Below are 18,423 nucleotides of genomic sequence, written 5' to 3'. Positions count from 1 at the left end.
GGGAGGTGGCTCTGCCGTGACCGACGAGAGCAAGTACCTCGACTACCTCAAGCGGGCGACGGCCGATCTGCGGCAGGCCCGCCGCCGGATCTCCGAGCTGGAGGAGTCCTCGGCCGAGCCGATCGCCATCGTCGGCGCGGCGTGCCGGTTCCCCGGCGGCATCACCTCGCCGGAGGGGCTGTGGGAGGTGCTGGCCGAGGGCCGCGACATCCAGTCCGAGCTGCCGGCCGACCGCGGCTGGGACCTGGAAGCGCTGTACGACGCCGATCCCGGCAGCGAAGGGTCGAGCCACACCCGTGAAGGCGGGTTCCTCGACGACGTCGCCGACTTCGATCCCGCGTTCTTCGGGATGAGCCCGCGCGAGGCGCTGGCGACCGACCCGCAGCAGCGGCTCATGCTCATGCTGGCGTGGGAAGCGCTGGAGCGGGCCGGCGTCGATCCCGCGGCGGTCCGCGGCAGCGACGTCGGCGTGTTCGTCGGCGCCGCTTCGACGGGGTACGCGGCGGCTCTGCCCGCGTTGCCGGACGGCGTCGCGGGGCATCTGCTCACCGGCACGTCGACGTCCATTGTGTCCGGGCGGATCGCGTTCGCGCTCGGGTTCAAGGGGCCCGCGGTCACCGTCGACACCGCCTGCTCGTCGTCGCTCGTCGGCATCCACCTCGCCGCGCAGGCACTGCGGCGCGCCGACTGCTCGCTCGCGCTCGTCGGCGGCGTCACGGTGATGTCGACGCCAGGCATGTTCCAGGAGTTCAGCCGCCAGGGCGGGCTGGCGCCGGACGGCCGGTGCAAGCCGTTCGCGGAGGCCGCCGACGGCACCGGCTGGTCCGAAGGGGCCGCGCTGCTGCTGGTGGAACGGCTCTCCGACGCGCGCCGCCACGGCCACCCGGTGCTCGCGCTGGTCAAGGGCAGCGCGATCAACTCCGACGGCGCGAGCAACGGGCTGACCGCGCCCAACGGCCCGTCGCAGCGCGACGTGATCACCAAGGCGCTCGCGGACGCGAAGCTGCGACCGTCCGATGTGGACGCTGTCGAAGCGCACGGCACCGGGACCTCGCTCGGCGACCCCATCGAAGCGCAGGCGCTGCTGGCCACCTACGGCCGCCAGCGCGCCGAGGGCGAGCCGCTGTGGCTCGGCTCGGTGAAGTCCAACCTCGGGCACACGCAGGCCGCCGCCGGGGTGGCCGGGGTGCTCAAGATGATACTGGCGCTGCGGCATTCCGTGCTGCCGCGCAGCCTGCACATCGACGCCCCGACGTCCCATGTGGACTGGGAAGCGGGTGCGGTCCGGCTGCTCGACCGGGAACGGGAATGGGCGGCGGCGGAGAATCCCCGCCGCGCGGCCGTTTCGTCGTTCGGGATCAGCGGCACCAACGCGCACGTCATCCTCGAAGAGGCACCCGCCCCCGAAGAGGTGACTCCCGCGCCGCGGTTGGACGCGCCGACGCCGTGGCTGCTCTCCGCGAAGTCGCCCGAAGCGCTCCGCGCCCAGGCGGACCGGCTTTCCTTCGACCGCACCGGAAACCCGGCCGATATCGCGTTCTCACTGGCCACCACCCGCACCCTCTTCGAGCACCGGGCCGTGGTGCTCGGTGACGACGAGGGCGAACTCGCCGCCGGTCTCCGCGCGCTGGCCGAAGACCGGCCGTCCGCCGCGGTCGTCACCGCGAAACCGGGGCGGCGCGGCAAGACCGCGTTCCTGTTCTCCGGGCAGGGCGCCCAGCGCGCCGGGATGGGCCGCGCACTGCACGAAGCGTTCCCCGTGTTCGCCGCCGCGTTCGACGAAGTGTGCGCGGCCTTCGACGGTTTGCTCGACCGCCCCTTGCGCGAGGTCGTGTTCACCGACGAAACCGGGCTCGTCGACGAGACCGCCTACACCCAGCCCGCGTTGTTCGCGGTCGAGGTCGCGCTGTTCCGGCTGCTCGAATCGCACGGCGTGGTCCCGGACCTCCTGCTCGGCCACTCGATCGGCGAGCTGGCCGCGGCGCACGTGGCCGGGGTCTTCCCGCTCGCCGGCGCGGCGAAGCTCGTCGCGGCCAGGGCGAAGCTCATGCAGGACCTTTCCCGCGGAGCTATGGCGTCCTTGCAGGCCACCGAGGACGAGGTTCTTCCGCTGCTGGCGGGCCGGGTGTCCGTCGCCGCCGTCAACGGGCCGCGCTCGGTCGTCGTCTCCGGTGACGAAGAGGCCGTCGAGGCGATCGCCGCCGAGGTTTCCGGATGGGGCCGCAAGGTCAAGCGCCTGCGGGTGAGCCACGCGTTCCACTCGCCGCACATGGACGCCATGACCGCGGAACTCACCGAAGTCGCGAAGTCGCTCTCCAGTGCCTCGCCGTCGATCCCGATCGTGTCCGACCTGACCGGGAAGATCATCGCCGACGAGCTGGGCGATCCCGGTTACTGGGCGCGCCACGCCCGCGAAGCGGTCCGGTTCCACGACGGCATTCGCGCGCTCGCCGACGCCGGGGTGACGCGGTTCGTCGAACTCGGCCCCGACGCCGTGCTCACCGCGATGGCGACCGACGGGCTCCCCGGCGGCGCCGAAGTCCTGGTCACCGCGACGCAGCGGCGCGACCGGCCCGAGCCGCGCGCGTTCCTCACCGCGCTCGCCGAGTTGCATGTGGACGGTCTGGCTCCGCGCTGGGGCGAACTCGTCGCCGGGCGTCCGGTGGCGCTGCCGACCTACGCCTTCCAGCTTCAGCGGTTCTGGCTGGAGGCCCCGCCTTCGGTCACCCCCGCGGCGGATCTCGCCCGGTCCGACACCCGGTTCTGGGACGCCGTCGAACGGCACGACGTCGGTTCGGTGCTGGAGGCGCTCGAACTGCCCGGCACCACGTCGCTGTCCGACGCGCTGCCCGCGCTGTCGCGGTGGCGGCGCGCGCACCAGGACGCCGAAACCGTGCAGCGCTGGCGTTACCGGGTGAGCTGGCAGGCCGTCCGGCCGTCCGGGACCGGTTCGCCCGTGTCGAAGCTGCTGCTCGTGGTGCCGCCCGAAGGCGTCGCCGACGACCTCGTGACCCGCGTCCGCGACCTGTTCGGGACGGACGCCCGCGTGGCTGAGGTGTCCGAAGTGGACGCATCGTGCACCGGTGTGGTGTCGCTCGCGGCACTGGACGAACGGATCGTCGACGGCGTGCCCGCCGGGCTCACCGCCACCCTCGCCTTGCTGCGACGGCTCGCGGAAACCGATGTTCCACTGTGGACGGTCACCGCGGGCGCGAACGGGGTCTCCGCCACCGAAGCGCCGTCCGGGCCCGTGCAGGCCGCGGTGTGGGGGCTGGTCCGCTCGGCGGCGATCGAGCAGCCGGGCAACCACGGCGGGCTCGTCGACCTGCCCGCCGAGCCGGGCACCCGCGAACTCCGCCTGCTGCGCGACGTCGTGGCGGGCCGGTTCGCCGAACCCGAGCTGGCGATCCGCCCGTCCGGCACGTTCGGCCGCAGGCTGGTCCGCGCGCCGGAAGCCAGCGGCTCGTGGCGGCCCGGCGGCACCGTGCTGGTCACCGGCGGCACCGGCGCGCTCGGCGCCAAGGTCGCCCGCTGGGTGGCCGAAACCGGGGCGGCGAACCGGATCGTCCTGGTCAGCCGCACCGGTGAGCGCGCAGGTGGCATGACCGAGCTGGCGGCCGACCTGACCGCGCTCGGCGCCGAGGTGTCGGTCGAGGCGTGCGACGTCGCCGACCGGGACCAGCTCGAAGCGCTTTTCGACCGGCTCGACCGCGAAGGCGCGGGCGTACGCGCGGTGTTCCACGCCGCGGGCGTGCTCGACGACGGCGTTCTCGCCGCGCAGACCCCGGAACGGTTCGCGGGCGTGCTGCGGCCGAAGCTGATCGCCGCCAGGCACCTGGACGAACTGACGCGGGACCGGGACCTGTCCGCGTTCGTGCTCTTCTCCTCGTTCGCCGCCGTGCTCGGTTCGCCTGGCCAGACGGCTTATGCCGCGGCGAACGCGTTCCTCGACGCGCTCGCCGAACAGCGCCGCGCCGCCGGGCTTCCGGCGCTGTCGGTCGCCTGGGGCCCGTGGGCCGGGGCGGGCATGGCCGCGCAGGGTGCCTCGCGGCTGAAGGCGTCGGGGCTGCCGCCGCTCGACCCGAGGCTCGCGCTCATGGCGCTGGGACAGGCGCTCGGCGAGCGCCGCGCGACGGTGACGATCGCCGACGTCGACTGGAGCGCGTTCACCGGCGGCGGCGTGCCCCCGGTGCTCGCCGGCCTGCCCGAGGCCCAGTCGACGGCACCGGTGGCCAGGCCGCGGCCGCGGGGATCGGGCCTGCGGGACCGGCTGGCCGCGCTGCCCTCCGGCGAACGCCGCCACGAACTGCTCGAACTGGTCCGCGGGACCGCCGCGGCCGTGCTCGGGTACGCCGAACCCGGTGACATCGCGCCGGGCCGGGCCTTCAGCGACCTCGGCTTCGATTCGCTGACCGCGGTCGACCTGCGCAACCGGCTCGGCGCCGCCACCGCGGTGACCCTGCCCAGTTCGCTGGTCTTCGACCACCCGAACGCGACCGCGCTCGCCGAGCACCTCCTCACCGAACTCGGCATCGGGACGGCCGCATCCGCGGTGGTCCGCGGTGCGGCGGTGGAGGCCGAGCCGATCGCGATCGTCGGCATGGGCTGCCGCCTGCCCGGCGGCATCCGCTCGCCGGAGCAGCTCTGGGAGTTCCTGCGCGCCGGTGGCGACGCCATCGCCGAGCCGCCGGGCGACCGGGGCTGGACGACCAGGGCCGTCGGCGGTTTCGTGGACGGCGCGGCGGACTTCGACGCCGGGTTCTTCGGCATCTCCCCGCGCGAAGCGCTCGCCATGGACCCGCAGCAGCGGCTCCTGCTGGAAACGGTGTGGGAGGCGGGCGAACACGCCGGGATCGACCCCACGTCGTGGCGCGGCAGCGACACCGGTGTCTTCGTCGGCACGAACGGCCAGGACTACGGCGCGCTGCTGCGGTACGCCAAGGACGACTTCGCCGGGCACGCCGGGATCGGCAACGCGGCCGCGGTCCTGTCCGGACGGGTCTCCTACGCCTACGGGTTGCAAGGGCCTTCGGTTTCGGTGGACACCGCGTGTTCGTCTTCGCTGGTCGCGCTGCACTGGGCGTGCGCCGCGCTGCGCGAGGGCGAGTGCTCGATGGCGCTGGCCGGCGGTGTCACGGTGATGTCGACGGCGGGCGCGTTCACCGAGTTCGCCGCGCAGGGCGGGCTCGCCGCGGACGGCCGCTGCAAGGCGTTCGGCGAAGGCGCCGACGGCACCGGATGGGGCGAAGGCGCCGGGATCCTCGTGCTGGAGCGCCTTTCCGACGCGCGGCGCAACGGGCACCGCGTGCTCGCCGTGGTCAAGGGCAGCGCCACCAACTCCGACGGCGCGAGCAACGGGCTCACCGCGCCGAACGGCTCCGCGCAGCGCCGCGTGATCGACGCGGCACTGCGGAGCGCGAATGCCACCCCGGACAGCGTCGACGTGGTGGAGGCGCACGGCACCGGCACCGCGCTCGGCGACCCGATCGAAGCGAACGCGCTGCTCGCCGCGTACGGCGAACGCCGCGAAGACCGGCCGCTGTGGCTCGGTTCGGTGAAGTCCAACCTCGGGCACACGCAGGCCGCGGCGGGCGTGGCCGGGGTGCTCAAGATGGTGCTTTCGCTGCGGCACGGCGAGCTGCCGAAGACGCTGCACGCCGAGACGCCGACCACCAAGGTCGACTGGTCGGCGGGCACCGTGCGCCTGCTGACCGAGGCCCGGCCGTGGCACCCGGACGGGGAACGCCCGCGGCGCGCCGCGGTGTCGTCGTTCGGTGTCGGCGGGACCAACGCCCACGTGGTGCTGGAAGAGGGCGACCCGGATCCGGTGGCCGAGCACGCCGAGGACGGCAAACGCCTGGTGTGGGTGCTTTCCGGGCACGACGACCTGGCGCTCGCGGCGCAGGCCGAACGCCTGCGCGGCTGGCTGCGCGACAACCCCGGCACCCCGCCCGCGGCCCTTGCCACCGCACTGAGCGGGAAGGCGCCGCTGCGCCGCCGGGCCGCGGTGCTGGGTTCGCTGGAAGACGGTCTCGCCGCGGTGAGCGCGGGCGAACTCGCGCCGAACGTGGTCACCGGCACGGCCGCGGCCGACGGACGGCTCGCGTTCCTGTTCGCGGGCCAGGGCTCGCAGCGCGTCGGCATGGGCCGCGAGCTCCACCGCGAGCACCCGGTGTACGCGCACGTCTTCGACGAGGTCTGCGCGCAGTTCGACGGCCTGCTGGAGCACCCGCTGCGCGAGGTCGTGTTCGCCGAAGACGCCACGCTGCTGGACCAGACCCGGTACACCCAGGCCGCGCTGTTCGCGTTCGAAGTGGCGCTCTACCGGCTGTGGGAGTCGTGGGGCGCGCGCCCCTCGTACCTGCTGGGGCATTCCATCGGCGAACTCGTCGCCGCGCACGTCGCGGGCGTCTTCTCGCTGGCGGACGCGTGCAGGCTCGTCGCCGCGCGCGGCACTTTGATGCATGCGTTGCCACCCGGAGGCAGGATGGTTTCGGTGCGGGCTTCGGCCGACGAAGTGCGCGCCGAACTGATCGACGGGGTGACGGTCGCCGCGTCGAACGGGCCGAAGGCCACCGTGCTCAGCGGGCCGGAGGCCGCCGTCGAGGAACTGGCGGCGCGATTCACCGCCCGCGGCGTGAAAACTAGGCGTTTACGGGTCGCGCACGCGTTTCACTCGACGTTGATGGAACCCATGATCGCGGAGTTCACCGAGGTGGCCAGGTCCGTGGCCTACGCCGCCCCGGCGATCCCGCTCGTGTCCAACGTGACCGGGGAGCCGGCGGGCGACCGCCTGCTGACCCCGGAGTACTGGGCCGAGCACGTGCGCGCCGAGGTGCGCTTCGCCGACGGCGTCGACTGGCTCGCCGAGCACCGCGTCACCGGGTTCCTCGAAATCGGCCCCGACGGCGCCCTCACCGCGCTCGCCGGTGATTGCCTGTCCGCCCGCGAGGACGAGGTGGACTACGCCGTCGTCGCGAGCCAGCGCCCGTCCGGTGCCGAGCCCGATCTGCTGCTGCGGGCCGTCGCGACGCTGCACACCGCCGGGTTCGCCCCGGACTGGACGGCCGTGCTCCCCGAGACCGGCACCGTGCACCTGGACCTGCCGACCTACCCGTTCCGGCCGACCCGGTTCTGGCCGGCGTTCGACCTGCCGGAACCCGCCGATCCCGCCGACCGCGTCCGCTACGGCGTCGAGTGGGCTCCGGTCCCCGAGCCGATGCCGGGCAGTTTCGACGGCCGCTGGCTCGTCGTGCTGGACGAGGAGTGCGAAGCCCAGCGCGCGGTCGCCGAAGCGCTCACGAGCGCGGGACTGCACGTCGACACGCTCGCGCCGGCACCGGACGCGGACCGGGTTTCGCTCGCCGAACTGCTGCCCGCCGAGCCGCCGTCCGGCGTGCTGTCGCTGCTCGCGCTGTCCTCGCCCAAGGGCCGCGACTGGTTCGGCCAGACGCTCGAACTCGTCCAGGCACTCGGGGACGCGGGCACCGCCGCGCCGCTGTGGCTGGCCACTTCGGGCGCGGTCCCGGCCGGCGGCACCGCCGTCGACCACCCCGACCAGCACCAGCTCTGGGGCTTCGGCCTCGTCGTCGGCCTCGAACACCCCGACCGCTGGGGTGGCCTCGTCGACCTGCCCGCGGCTGTCGCGGACGCCGGGCCGCTCGCCGCGGTGCTCACCGGCGGCGGTGCCGAACGCCAGGTCGCGATCCGCCCGTCGGGGCTGTTCGCGCGGCGGCTCGCCTACCGGCCGGACCACACCGGCGAACCGTGGACCCCGTCCGGCACCGTGCTGGTGACCGGCGGCAGCGGTGCGCTCGGCGGGTCCGTCGCACGGTGGCTCGCCGAACACGGCGCCGAACACCTCGTGCTGGTGAGCCGTGGCGGCACGACCCCGGACGGGCTCGTCGATGAAGTCTCCGCGCTCGGCACGACGGTCACCGCCGCCGCCTGCGACATCGCCGACGCCGACCGGCTCGCCGAGGTGCTCGCCGCGATCCCGGCCGAGCGGCCGCTGACCGCCGTCGTGCACGCGGCCGGGGTGCTCGACGACGCGACGATCAGCTCGCTGACCCCGCAGCGGCTGCACGCCGTGCTCGCGGCGAAGAAGCAGGGCGCGCTCAACCTGCACGAGCTGACCCGAGGCCACGACCTGTCGGCGTTCGTGCTGTTCTCGTCGCTGGCCGGCACGCTCGGCGCCGCCGGGCAGGCGAACTACGCCGCGGCCAACGCCTTCCTCGACGCGTTCGCGCGCTTCCGCCGCGATCAGGGGCTCCCGGCCACCTCGATCGCGTGGGGCCCGTGGGCCGGTGACGGCATGGCGGCCGACGACGAGGTCGCCGATCGCTTGCGGCGCAACGGGATGATCGCGCTGCCCGCCGAGACGGCACTGGCCGCGTTCGGGTCGGCGCTCGGTTCGGCGGAGGCCGCGGTGGTCGCCGCCGACATCGAATGGGACCGGTTCGGCGCCGGGTTCGCGGGCACCCCGCACGGGCGGCTCATCGGCGACCTGCCGCAGTGCCGGGCGCTGGAGCCGAAGCAGGCCGAGGACGCGCCCGCGCCGTCGGCCGATCTCGCCGGGCGGCTCGGCGGAATGTCCACAGTGGACCAGGAGCGGACCCTACGCTCGCTCGTCCGCACGCTCGCCGCCGGGGTGCTCGGCCACGACGGCGTGGACCGGATCGAAGCCAGGACCCCGTTCAAGGAAATGGGCTTCGACTCGCTGACCGCGGTGGAGTTCCGCAACTCGCTCGCCGCGCGGGCCGGGCTGAACCTGCCCGCGTCGATCGTCTTCGACTACCCGACCCCGGTCGCGCTCGCCGAGCACCTCCGCGCCGCACTGGTGCCGGAAGAGCCGGCGCCCGCGGACCGGGTGCTGCGGGGGATCCAGGGCCTGGAGGCCGAACTCGCCGCGTGGGAGGGCGATCCGGCGGCCAAGGCGTCGCTGCTCGACCGGTTGCGCGGGGTGCTCGACGCCGCTTCCGGCGGGGCGGACGACGGTGCCGATCTCGGCGAGGCGAGCGCGGACGAACTGTACGACTTCATCGACCAGGAACTCGGGCTGGGATAGCAGTGCTGACAGCCCCGGCGCGCGCGGGAATCGGAGACAGCCGGTGACGAACGACGAAAAGATGCTCGGCTACCTGAGGAAGGTGACCGCCGACCTCAAGGAGACGCGACGGCGCCTCGAGCAGGTGGAGGCGGCGGGCACCGAACCGGTCGCGATCGTCGGCATGGCCTGCCGGTTCCCCGGTGGCGTCGCGACTCCCGCCGAGCTGGGCGATCTCGTCGAACGCGGGGTCGACGCGCTGTCCGACTTCCCGGCCGACCGGGGCTGGCGGCTCGACGGCGACTGGGGTGGCGTGCCGGTCGGCGGGTTCCTCTCCGGCGCGGGCCAGTTCGACGCCGGGTTCTTCGGGATCTCGCCGCGCGAGGCGCTGGCGATGGACCCGCAGCAGCGGCACGCGCTGGAATGCTCGTGGGAAGCGCTCGAAGACGCCGGGGTCGACCCGCTCGGGCTGAGCGGCAGCGAAACCGGGGTGTTCCTCGGTACCAACGGCCAGGACTACGCCGATCTGCTCGGCGTCTCCGAGGAGGTCACCGAGCTGGGCGGGTTCGCCGCCACCGGCAACATCGCGTCGGTGATCTCGGGCCGGGTCGCCTACGCGCTGGACCTGTCCGGTCCCACGATGTCGGTGGACACCGCGTGCTCGTCTTCGCTGGTGGCACTGCACCTGGCGGCGCAGGCGCTGCGGCGCGGGGAGTGCTCGCTGGCGTTGGCCGGTGGCGTCACCGTGATGTCCACGCCCGCCGCGTTCGCGGAGTTCGCGCGCCAGGGCGGGCTGGCTTCGGACGGCCGGTGCAAGGCGTTCGCGGAGGCCGCGGACGGCACCGGCTGGGGCGAGGGTGTCGGTGTCCTGGTCGTGGAGCGGCTTTCCGACGCCCGCGCGAAGGGGCACCGGGTGCTGGCCCTGGTGCGGGGTTCGGCGGTGAACTCCGATGGTGCGTCGAACGGTTTGACGGCGCCTAATGGTCCGTCGCAGCAGCGGGTGATCCGTGCGGCGCTGGCGGATGCCGGTCTTGAGGTGTCCGATGTGGACGCTGTCGAGGCGCACGGGACGGGTACGAGGCTGGGTGACCCGATCGAGGCGCAGGCGTTGCTCGCCACCTACGGGCAGGATCGGGACCGGCCGTTGTGGCTGGGGTCGGTAAAGTCCAACATCGGGCACACGCAGGCCGCCGCCGGGGTGGCCGGTGTGGTGAAGATGGTCGAAGCCATGCGGCGCGGGGTCCTGCCCGCGACGCTGCACGTGGACGCGCCGACGTCCCAGGTGGACTGGACCGCCGGTGGCGTGGAAGTACTGGCCGAGGCCCGCGAGTGGCCCGGCGCGGACCGGCCGCGGCGTGCGGGCGTGTCGGCGTTCGGGATTTCGGGGACCAACGCGCACGTCATCCTTGAACAGGCTCCTGCCGAGGCGTCTTCCGTCCGTGGTGACACGAATTCCGTTGTGCCGTGGGTGGTGTCCGGGCGCGACGACGCGGGTGTGGTGGCGCAGGCGTCCGGGCTCGCGGCCGGGTTGTCCACTGAGGACTCCGGTTCGGTGGTGGATGTGGGCTGGTCGCTGGCTACCGAGCGTGCGGCGTTGGATGAGCGTGCGGTGGTGATTGGTGCGGATCGTGCGGAGTTGCTGGCCGGGTTGGAGTCGTTGACGGGTGCGGTGCGGGGCCGGGTGTCGGGTGATGGCCGGGTGGGGGTGGTGTTCTCGGGTCAGGGTGCGCAGCGTGCGGGGATGGGCCGTGAGCTGGCGGAGCGGTTCCCGGTGTTCGCGCGGGCGCTGGACGAGATCGACGCGGTCCTGCCGGTGCGGGAGGTGATGTTCTCCGGGGATTCGCTGGATGAGACCGGGGTGACTCAGCCGGTGCTGTTCGCGTTCGAGGTCGCGCTCTACCGGCTGCTGGAGTCCTTCGGGATCGCCCCGGCGGTGGTGATGGGCCATTCGGTGGGGGAGATCGTCGCGGCGCATGTGGCTGGGGTGGTGTCGCTGGGGGATGCGTGCACGCTGGTGTCGGCGCGGGCGAGCCTGATGCAGGCTCTGCCGAGCGGTGGGGCGATGGTGTCGCTTCAGGCCACGGTGGACGAAGTGGAACCGTTGCTGGCGGGGGAAGCCCTCGTCTCGATCGCGGCGGTGAACGCCGCCGACGCTGTGGTGATCTCCGGTGACGTCGAGGCGGTGGAGCGGATCGCGGCGACCGTGGCCGGGTGGGACCGCAAGACCACGCGGCTCACCGTGTCGCACGCGTTCCACTCGCCGTTGATGGACCCGATGCTCGACGAGTTCGCCCGCGCGATCGCCGGGGTGCGGTTCACCGAGCCGACGATGCCGCTGCTCTCCAACCTCACCGGTGCGCTGGTCACGCCGGGGTTGGTGACCGATCCCGGGTATTGGGTCCGCCATGTGCGCGAGCCGGTCCGGTTCGCTGACGGTGTCGCCGCGTTGGACGCCGACGTGCTGGTCGAGATCGGGCCCAAGGCCGCACTGGCGGGAATGGTCGCCCGCACCACCACGACCCCGGTCACCGCGACCGGCCGCAAGGGTGTCGACGAACCCACCGCCGTGCTCACCGCACTGGCGAACCTGTGGGTCCACGGCACCCCCATCGACTGGACACCCGCCTACACCGGCCTCCACCCCCGCCACACCGACCTGCCCACCCGCGCCTTCACCCACACCCACTACTGGCCGACGGTGCGGTCCAGGACCGACGCGGCCGAGGACGGCACCCGGTCCCTTCCCGAGCGCAAGCTGTGGGAACTGGTCGAATGCGAAGACGTCCCCGCCGTCGCCCGCCTGCTCGGCGAGGACGGCGAATCCGGTGAGCTGGCCCGGTTCGTGTCCTCGCTCGGCTCGTGGCGGCGCAACGCCCAAGAGTCCTCTTTGGTCGGTTCGTGGAGCTACGGCGTCCGCTGGGTGGCGCGCTCGCTGCCGCGCCACTCGCTCGGCGGCCGCTGGGTGGTGGTCACCGGGGGAGCCGGGATCTCGGCCGACGCGCTCGCCGACGCGCTGACGGCACGCGGCGCCGATGTGACGGTCGTCGACCTCGCGGCGGGCGTGACCCGCGAAACCACCGCGAGCCTGCTCCCCGGCGACGTGGCCGATGCCGACGGCGTGGTGTGCCTGACCGGCAGCGGCACCGACGAGGCCGTCGGCACGCTCTGGGAGCTGGTCGTCCTCGTGCAGGCGCTCGCCGATCGCGAGGTTCACGCTCCACTGTGGACGATCACACACGGCGGTGCCACCGTCGGGCTCGGCGACGCGGTGTCCTCGCCGGTCGCCGCCGGCCTGTGGGGCCTCGGCAGGGTCGCCGCGCTCGAACGCGGTGGCGCGTGGGGCGGCCTGATCGACGTCCCCGCCGTGGACGAGACGAGCGCGGCGGACTGGCAGCAGGCCGTCGACGTGCTGGCGGGCGGGGCGACCGGGGAGCGCGAGATCGCCGTGCGCCCGCACGGCGCCTTCGTCCGCAGGCTGGTCCGAAGTGGACAAGAGCACCGCGCGCCGGAGCACGACGGCGGTCTCGCGGACATCGCGGGCGGCACCGTGCTCGTCACCGGCGGCGCCGGTGCGCTCGGCAGCAGGGTGGTGGCCTGGCTCGCGGAACGGCGGGTCGCGCGGATCGTCCTGCTCGGCAGGAGCGGCGTGCCGGACCACGTGCTCGCGAACCTGCGCGACGCGATCCCGGACGGCGTGGAGATCAACACCGTCGCCTGCGACGTGGCGGACCGACCGGCGCTGGACAGGGTCGTCGAAGAGATCACCCTGACCGGCCCGCCGCTGTGCGGGGTCGTGCACGCCGCGGGTGTCGTCGCGAACGCGCTGCTCGTGGAGTCCACTTGGGACGACTTCGTGGACGTGGTGCGCGCCAAGGTGGTCGGCGGCCGGAACCTGCACGAGGCGACCCGCCACCTCGATCTGCGGCTGTTCGTCACCTTCTCGTCCATCGCGGCGACCTGGGGTTCGGCGGGGCAGGCGGCGTACGCGGCCGGAAACGCCTTCCTGGACGGGCTTGTCGGGTACCGGCACGGCCTCGGGCTCACCGGCACCTCGATCGCCTGGGGCCCGTGGGCCGGCGGCGGGATGGCCGCCGACCCGGACGCGGCGCGGCACATGCACGACCGCGGCCTGAACCAGATGGAGCCGGACATCGCGCTGTCCGCCTTCGGAAGGGCCATGTGGAGCGGCGAAAGCCCCACCGTCATCGCCGATGTGGACTGGTCGCGGCTGGCCGCCGTGTTCGACACGGTCGGCGTCGCCAAGGTCTTCCAGGAGATCCCGGAAGCGCGCGCGGTGCTCGACGCCACCGTGGCCGCCCCGGCCGGGGAAGAGTCCGGGTTCGCCGCCGAACTGCGCGCGCTGCCCCCGGCGGAACGCCAGCTCCGGGTGGTCGAGCTGATCCGCGCGCAGGCCGCGCAGGTGCTCGGGCACCGGGACAGCTCGGGCGTCGACATCGAGCGCCCGTTCACCGATCTCGGCTTCGATTCCCTGTCCGCGGTGGAGTTCCGCAACCGGCTCGGCGCGGCCACCGGCGTCGCGCTCGCCGCGGCCACCGTGTTCGACTTCCCCACCCCGCGCAAGCTCGCCGCCCACCTGCTGGCGCGGTGGGAGGAGCGGGACGAGCCGGAGGCACCCGCCCCGGTCGCGCTCGCGCTCGACGAGCCGGTCGCGATCGTGGGCATGGCCTGCCGCCTCCCCGGCGGTGTCCGGACGCCCGAAGACCTGTGGAAGCTCGTCGACACCGGCGGTGACGGGATCGGGTCGTCGCCGTCGAACCGCGGCTGGCCGATCCGGACGACCGGCGGGTTCATCGACGGCGCCGACGAGTTCGACCCGGGGTTCTTCGGCATCTCACCCCGTGAAGCGCTGTCGATGGATCCTCAGCAGCGGCTCGTGCTGGAATGCTCGTGGGAGGCGCTGGAACGCGCCGCGATCGACCCGGTTTCCTTGCGGGGCACCGACACCGGCGTGTTCATGGGTGCGTCGTACTCCGCTTACCAGGCCTTCGTCGAAGCGTCCGAGGACGAGGCCGCGAAGGGGTACGGCCTGACCGGTTCCGCGCCGAGCGTGGTGTCCGGGCGCGTCGCCTACGCGCTCGGGCTGGAAGGGCCCGCGCTGTCGGTGGACACCGCGTGTTCGTCCTCTTTGGTCGCGTTGCACCTGGCGACTCGCGCGTTGCAGCGCGGGGAATGCTCGCTCGCGCTGGCGGGCGGGGTGACCGTGATGGCGACGCCGGGCGCGTTCGTCGAGTTCGGCAAGCAGGGCGGGCTCGCCGCGGACGGGCGGTGCAAGGCGTTCTCCGACGACGCCGACGGCACCGGCTGGTCGGAAGGCGTCGGCGTGCTCGCGGTCGAGCGGCTCTCGGACGCGCTGGCTCGCGGACACCGGGTCTTGGCCGTGGTGCGGGGTTCCGCGGTGAACTCCGACGGCGCGTCGAATGGTTTGACAGCGCCGAACGGTCCGTCGCAGCAGCGGGTGATCCGCGCCGCGCTGGCGGACGCGGGGCTCGACGTGTCCGATGTGGACGTTGTCGAAGCGCACGGAACGGGCACGAAGCTCGGCGACCCGATCGAAGCGCAGGCGCTGCTGGCGACCTACGGCAGGCGGCGCGACGAGCGCCCGCTCCTGCTCGGCACGGTGAAGTCCAACATCGGCCACACCCAGGCCGCCGCCGGTGTCGCCGGGGTGATCAAGATGGCCGCCGCGCTCGAACACGGGACGCTGCCGCGGACCCTGCACGTCGGCGAGCGCTCGTCGCGCATCGACTGGTCCGCGGGCGACGTCGAGCTGCTGACCGAGCCGCGTCCGTGGCCGGTCGAAGCGGGCAGGCCCCGTCGCGCCGGGGTGTCGGCGTTCGGGATCAGCGGCACCAACGCGCACGTCGTGCTCGAAGAGGCACCCGAGATCCCCGCACCGTCCGATGTGGACGGATCGGCGGCCGGGGTGCCGTGGGTGTTCTCCGCCGCCAACGCGGAAACCCTGCGCGCGCAAGCGGATCTGCTCGCCGGGGAGACCGAGAAGCCGGTGCTCGACGTCGGCTGGACACTGGCCAGGTCGCGGGCCGGGCTCGCGCACCGGGCGGTGGTGCTCGGCGAGGACCGGGATGAGCTGGCCGCGGGTCTCCGCCTGCTCTCCGCCGGTGACCGCGGCCCGAACCTGGTGACCGGGACACCGGGCCCTGGCACCGGCGCGACCGCGGTGGTGTTCTCCGGACAGGGTTCGCAGCGGGCCGGGATGGGGCGCGAACTCTACGAGCGCTACCCCGTCTTCGCCGAGGCGCTGGACGAGGTGTGCGGGCATTTCGACGTACAGCTCGACCACCCGTTGCGCGAAGTGATGTTCGCCGGTGAGGACTCCCCGCTGACCGGGCTGGTGGGCCAGACCGCTTATGCGCAGCCCGCGTTGTTCGCGCACGGCGTCGCGCTGTGGCGGCTGCTGGAGTCGTGGGGCGTGCGCGCCGATTACCTGCTCGGGCACTCCATCGGCGAGATCACCGCGGCGCACGTCGCCGGTCTGTGGTCGTTGCCCGACGCGTGCCGCCTGGTCGGCGCGCGCGGCCGGTTGATGCAGGCACTTCCCTCGCGCGGGGCGATGGTTTCCTTGCAGGCCGGCAAGGACGAGATCGTCGGGCTGCTCGACGGGATCACCGACCGGGTGTCGCTGGCCGCGGTCAACGCGCCCGACGCGGTCGTGGTCTCCGGTGACGCGGACCTGGTTTCGCGGATCGCCGGTGAGGTCGAAGGGTGGGGGCGCAAGATCAAGCACCTTCGCGTGAGCCACGCCTTCCACTCGCCGCGCATGGACGCGATGCTCGACGAGTTCACGGCGGTCGCGGCCGATGTCGAATACCACCGGCCCCGGCTCCCGCTGGTGTCCAACCTGACCGGTGCGCTCGCCGACCCGGACTACCTGTGCCGCGCGCAGTACTGGGTGCTGCACGTCCGGCAGCCGGTGCTGTTCGCCGACGGGATCGCGGACCTGCTCGGACGCGGTGCCACGCGGTTCGTGGAGGTCGGGCCGGACGCCGTGCTGAGCCCGGCGATGACGGCGTGCGCCGATCCGGCGGCCGAGGTGCGCGTGACGGAGTTGCAGCGCCGTGACCGTCCGGAGGCCCGCACGCTCCAGACCGGGATCGCGCGGCTCTACACGCAGGGCGTCGACGTGGACTGGCCCGCGGTGGTGACCGCTTCCGGCGCGACCCCGCGGCAGGTCGACCTGCCGACTTATCCGTTCGAACGCGACCGCTACTGGCCCCTCGCCGAGCCTGCGGCCGCGGGTTCGGGTTCGGCGGCCGACGCCGCGTTCTGGGGCACGGTCGGCACCGGGGACCCGGAGCGGGTCGCCGACGCGCTCGGCGTGACATCGGACGACGTGCGCGCGATCGTTCCCGCGCTGGCCCGCTGGCGGCGCGACGCCGACGAGAACGCGGCCGTCGACGCCTGCCGCTACCAGGTCGACTGGCAGCCGGTGCGGTCGCGATCCGCGGCACCGACCGGCCCGTGGCTGATCGTCACCACCGAGACCGGCGATCTCGCCGAGCGGATCGCGGACGAGCTGCGGCCGGGCGGGCCCGAGGTCCGGATCCTGCGGCTCGGCGGCGACGAACTCGACGGGGAAGCGCTGCGGAAGCGGCTGTCCGGGGAACTGGGGCCCGACGGGCTCACGGTCCTGTCGTTGCTGGGCGACGTCGACGGCGACCACCCGTCCGCACCGGCCGTCCGGCTGAACCTCGCGGCGACCACCGAACTGGTCCGGGCGTTGTGCGAATTCGAGGAACCGGGCAAGGTCGTCGCGCTGACTCGTGGTGCGGTGCGGGCCGTGAGCGCGGACGCCGCGCCCGATCCGGCGCAGGCGCAGTTGTGGGGCTTCGGCAGGGTCGTCGCGCTGGAGCACCCGGAGCGCTGGGCCGGGCTCGTCGACATCCCCCGCGTGCCGGACCGCGCCGTGCTGGCGAGGCTCCGTTCGGTGCTGTTCGGCGGTTACGAAGGCGACCAGCTCGCCGTGCGCGACGCCGGGGTGCACGCCCGCAGGCTCGTTCAGCGCCCGGCACCGGCACCCGCGCGTTCGTGGAAGCCGCGCGGCACCGTGCTGGTTTCCGGCGGCACCGGGGCGATCGGCGTCGCGGTCGCGCGGTGGCTCGCGAGCCAGGGCGCGGAACACATCCTGCTGCTCAGCCGGGGCGGCGCCGGGCGGGTGCCCGGTCTCGCGGACGAACTCGGCGATACCGGTCTCACGGTGGCGAGCTGCGACGTCGCCGACCGCGACGCGCTGGCCGCGGTACTGGCCGAGGTCCCTTCGGAACGTCCGCTCAGCGCGGTCTTCCACGCCGCCGGGGTCGGCGAGGCATGCCTTCTCGGTGACCTGGACCTCGACGAGCTGGCCTTGGTGACCGGCGCGAAGGTGCGCGGCGCGGACAACCTGGACGAACTGACCAGGGAGATGCCGCTCGACGCGTTCGTGCTCTTCTCCTCGATCGCCGGTGTCTGGGGCAGTGGCGCGCAGGGCGCTTACGCGGCGGGCAACGCCTACCTCGACGCACTCGCCGAACGGCGGCGGGCGGCCGGGCTCACGGCCACCGCGGTGGCGTGGGGGCCGTGGGCGCGCGCGGGCATGGCCACCGAAGGCGACGCGGCCGAGCAGCTCAGCAAGCGCGGGCTGAACCTGATCGAACCGGACCTCGCCATCGCGGCGCTGGCCAAGGCGATCGACCTCGACGACACGGCGACCGTGTTCGCCGACGTGGCGTGGCCGAAGTTCCTGCCGCTGTTCACCGCGGCCCGTGAGAGCGATCTGTTCGACGAGCTGCCCGGGGTCCGCGCGGCCGTCGCCGAGGCGGCTCCCGCCCCGGCCGCGGACGGCGACTTCGCCGCGCTGCTCGCCGGACTGTCCGAACAGGACCGCCGCCGCACCGTGCTGGACCTGGTCCGCACCACGGTCGCGCGGGTGCTCGGGTTCGGCGACGTGGCGAAGGTGGCGCCGTCGCAGGCGTTCAAGGAACTCGGCTTCGACTCGCTCACCGCGGTGGAGCTGCGCACGGAACTGGCCGGTGCGACCGGCCTGACCCTGCCCGCTTCGCTGGTGTTCGACCACCCGACGCCCGCCGCGCTCGCCGATCACCTGCTGCGCGCGCTCGGCGCGGACGAGTCCGGGGTCGAGACGATCGTGGCCGGCCTGGACCGGTTGTTCGGCGCGCTGGCCGAAGCCGATCTCGCCGCGACCGACCGGTTGCTGGTGGAACGGCGGCTCGCCGACCTGACCCGCCAGGTGCGCGGGGAGCGCCCGGCGGAGCAGGAGGAGCGGGAAGACCTGGGCGCGGTGAGCGACGACGAACTGTTCGACGCCATCGAAAGCGAACTGGGCCGCTAGACGTCATGGG

General features: G+C 73.6%; 2 protein-coding genes. Both read left to right on the top strand.

From position 1 onward, the window contains the following. Window positions 1–16: 16 nt before the first annotated feature. Window positions 17–9,067, top strand: coding sequence for a type I polyketide synthase (locus ABD256_RS10650; protein WP_344416257.1), 9,051 nt, complete (start codon window positions 17–19; stop codon window positions 9,065–9,067). Beyond that, complete coding sequence (locus ABD256_RS10645) at window positions 8,997–18,413, top strand: type I polyketide synthase (RefSeq protein ID WP_425546427.1); 9,417 nt, start codon at window positions 8,997–8,999, stop codon at window positions 18,411–18,413. The genes ABD256_RS10650 and ABD256_RS10645 overlap by 71 nt, the downstream gene beginning before the upstream one ends. Window positions 18,414–18,423: the final 10 nt, after the last annotated feature.

The sequence above is a fragment of the Amycolatopsis minnesotensis genome (assembly GCF_039529815.1).
GTDB classification, from domain to species: domain Bacteria; phylum Actinomycetota; class Actinomycetes; order Mycobacteriales; family Pseudonocardiaceae; genus Amycolatopsis; species Amycolatopsis minnesotensis.
Note: the sequence above shows the minus strand (reverse complement) of the source record. Positions and strands in the feature narration are given on the sequence as shown.